The following is a 1,919-nucleotide window of genomic DNA, read 5'->3' as shown; positions in this document are numbered from 1 at the left end:
CTCAACCTCAACAACAATAAAATCAAGGACATCAAACCGCTAGCATCTTTAGGCTCCTCCCATAATTCTTGTGGGGTAGACATCCTGGCTCCCGTTAACAGGCTTTTTGGGAGATGTTTCTTGACTAACCTGACTGTACTCGATCTTCACAACAATCAAATCAGCGACATCAAACCGCTAGCATCTTTAACTAACCTCACCGATCTCAACCTCAACAACAATCAAATCAAGGACATTAAACCGCTAGCATCCTTGACTAAACTGACCGCTCTTTACCTCAGCAGAAATTCGAGCGCACCCAAGACTTGTCCTCTCAAGCCAGAGTCTATCTGTAATTGGTAACAAGAACCTAGCTCTTAAAACTTGAAAGTTCAGAAAATTAGAGTATCCCCAACTAGAACAAGGTTTTGGAGTGAGAGAGAAATTACCCTATCCTCGCCTAAAGCTCCCAGCGGGATTTTTACGACTGGTCGCCATTGTCTTCTTCTTCGTCACAATTAAAAAATCGGCCATCGGAAAAATAGTCGCCTGCCCGTCCGGCTGAGGACACCAAAAAGTCGTGTGTCACGCGCTTGAAACTATTAGACGTTCTTGCTAGACTAAATGAAACGCTTGACACAAGGGATTCATTTGTTATGCCTAACCCTAAAGGACACGAAGATTCAATCAAAAATTCCCGCTTTAAAGCTACTTGGCAGAGTGGCCCGACTCGCACCATTCGAGTTCCGATCGCCCTGGCTGACGCTACTCTAGATTATGCCCGACAACTGGACAAAAAACTCGAACCGCGTGACACAGCAGAGAGCCGTAGTAGTTCCGAAGTAGGAAAGAAACAATCTCAATCGCGTGACACCAGTGGTTCAATTGATGAAATAAAGCGATTAAAGGGTGAATGTAAGCGACTTCAGAATTTAGTGAGTGACATGAGGATTGAACTGTACCATACCCGACGCGCTGAAATTGAGCTACCAGAGGCTGCTGACTTGTTAAACAGGCTCAAAGCCAAGCGTAAGAAATCAGCGGCAACACTCGCAGACATTGAGGCAATTTTGGAGATGATTGAAGAGTAAACCCCAAAAGGGAATTAGGAATCTATACCCCGATTCATCCCGGAGATATGCTGAGATAATTTCTATGGCGTTAAGCGTCAAAAACCACCTAAAACCCTATCAGGGATTGAAACTCCTTCGTTACTTACTGCATTACTGCAAACCTCCACTAAAGCCCTAAAACGTTAGCAGGGATTAAAACTTGACGCATTTTGATTCCGGTTGATTCGTTTTGATTCGGTTTTTTTTACTAAAAAGACCAGCCGACACTCTGTTAGCGGTCGCCCAAGGCGATCGCCTGCTGCGACAAATAGGGGTTCTGTTTCCCTAACAATAGTCCGGACTATTTTGAGATCCTAGTGGAAAACCCTTGATTTTCCGTTATGAAAGAGATTGTACAATCGCCCTGAAACCCTTATTTTACGCTTGGCAATCACACACTGTCCGAAGCATTGTCCCTAAAACAGGGTTAAAATACTCTTTCTATCGTCCAAAAAATGGGTCGTTTGAAGATGTCTTATGCAGCAACTGGTTGTAAATAGGAACAGTATCTGCAAAAATTTCGAGTCGAATCGTGTTTCTGTCACCCTTTTGGAATGTGACAAGGTACAAAGTCTCTGTTCTCTCCTCATCGAATGGATATTGTGGTCGATCTACAGTTCCTCTTACTTCATCTCCTGTAGCGTTAATTTTTTTGCCGTTAACTCGATTTATCCCTTTAAGAACATAAGCTCCAGGTTCCAAATAAGAAAGCTTAATTGTCCCTTCCTTTGAGGCGAATATTCCCGTTGAGAGTGGACAATTGTTGGTTTCTTTATCGCCCATTACCGAGAGTTTGCAAGGTTGAGCTTGTGCTAGATTAACAGGCTG

3 protein-coding genes are annotated in these 1,919 nt (G+C 43.5%); 2 read left to right on the top strand and 1 reads right to left on the bottom strand.

Annotated elements, in window-relative coordinates; all coding sequences use genetic code 11:
* Positions 1-342 (top strand): leucine-rich repeat domain-containing protein (locus QUB25_RS28960; RefSeq protein ID WP_333188831.1); only part of this gene is annotated, 342 nt, incomplete at its 5' end.
* Between the two features lie 293 nt (positions 343-635).
* Entirely contained in the window at positions 636-1,070 is a 435-nt protein-coding gene (locus QUB25_RS28955; protein WP_333188829.1) for a hypothetical protein, read from the top strand.
* A gap of 462 nt (positions 1,071-1,532) precedes the next feature.
* On the opposite strand, the gene QUB25_RS28950 is transcribed toward QUB25_RS28955, so the two are convergent.
* Positions 1,533-1,919: hypothetical protein (locus QUB25_RS28950; protein WP_333188827.1), on the bottom strand; the 387-nt coding region annotated here is incomplete at its 5' end.

The sequence above is a fragment of the Microcoleus sp. B3-D7 genome (assembly GCF_036705305.1).
Classification (GTDB): Bacteria; Cyanobacteriota; Cyanobacteriia; order Cyanobacteriales; family Microcoleaceae; genus Microcoleus.
This window is presented reverse-complemented; position numbering and strand designations above follow the sequence as displayed.